At 63.0% G+C, this 782-nt stretch carries 1 protein-coding gene; it reads left to right on the top strand.

Annotated elements, in window-relative coordinates; translation table 11 throughout:
* The coding region (locus ASU03_RS19215) for a methionine ABC transporter permease (protein ID WP_057833296.1) at positions 1–560 on the top strand (560 nt) is incomplete at its 5' end.
* Positions 561–782: the final 222 nt, after the last annotated feature.

Genomic DNA, 782 nt, shown 5'->3' with positions numbered 1-782 from the left:
TGCCGCTGGGCATCCTGCTGTTTCTGTTCAGCCCACGCCAGTTGCTGGAGCAGAAAACCACCTATGCCGCCCTGGCCTTCGTGGTCAACGCCATCCGCTCCCTGCCGTTTATCATCCTGCTGATTGTGATGATCCCGACGACGGTGTTCCTCACGGGCACCTCGCTGGGTGTCGCCGGCGCCATTCCACCGCTGGCGGTAGGCGCTTCGACGTTCTTCGCCCGGCTGGTGGAAACCGCCCTGCGCGAGGTCGATCGCGGCACCATCGAGGCGACCCAGGCCATGGGCGCGACCACCCGGCAGATCATGACCAAGGCGCTGCTGCCCGAGGCAAAGCCCGGCATCATTGCGGCAATCACCGTGACCGCCATTGCCCTGGTGGGCTACACCGCCATGGCGGGTGTGGTGGGTGCCGGTGGCCTGGGCGACCTGGCGATCCGTTATGGGTACCAGCGTTTCCAGGATGACGTGATGGTCGTCACCGTGGTGATGTTGATTGTACTGGTGCAGATTCTGCAAACCATCGGCGATAAGCTGGTGACACACTACTCTCGAAAATAACGGCCATTGCCGGCCCCCGCCGGCAGATGCCCGAACAAGGAGCTTGTTGGATGAAAAAACTACTGGTTGCTTTCGCCGCGGTTGCCGCGGTTGCCGCGTTTTCCGCCCATGCCGCCGAGACCCTGACGGTCGCCGCCACACCGGTGCCCCACGCTGAGATCCTTGAATTCGTGAAGCCGGCCCTGGCCGCGCAAGGCGTGGACCTGAAGGTCAAAGTGTTCA

The sequence above is a fragment of the Colwellia sp. TT2012 genome (genome assembly GCF_001440345.1).
GTDB lineage: Bacteria > Pseudomonadota > Gammaproteobacteria > Enterobacterales > Alteromonadaceae > Colwellia.
The sequence above is the reverse complement of the archived record's forward strand: the minus strand, read 5'-3'. Positions and strand labels throughout refer to the sequence as shown.